A 295-nucleotide genomic window follows, 5' to 3' on the forward strand; every position below is an offset into this window, starting at 1 on the left:
GCACTTCCTGCTCGAGGCGGGTGACGCGCACGCCCTGCTGCACGCGCACTTCGCCGTCATCGGGCTTGTGGTCGCCGGAGAGCAGCTTGAGCAGGGTGGATTTGCCGGCGCCGTTGCGGTCGATCAGGGCGATGCGTTCGCCCGGCTCGATCGACAGTTCGGCCTTTTCCAGCAACAACGGGCCGCCGACGCTGAAGTCGACGTTCTGCAGAGTAATCAGAGGCATCCGGACATTGTACGGGTTGGGGCCCCGGCCGGGTTGCACACCCGGCACCCGCGGTGGTGCCGGCCGCTG

At 67.8% G+C, this 295-nt stretch carries 1 protein-coding gene; it reads right to left on the bottom strand.

Annotation, left to right across the window (positions count from 1 at the left end; genetic code table 11):
• A partial coding sequence (locus tag EN850_RS35570; protein WP_136093074.1) for an ATP-binding cassette domain-containing protein occupies positions 1 to 226 on the bottom strand: 226 nt, incomplete at its 3' end.
• Between the last annotated feature and the right edge of the window lie 69 nt (positions 227 to 295).

This window comes from Mesorhizobium sp. M8A.F.Ca.ET.207.01.1.1, assembly GCF_004794715.1.
Lineage (GTDB): Bacteria > Pseudomonadota > Alphaproteobacteria > Rhizobiales > Rhizobiaceae > Mesorhizobium.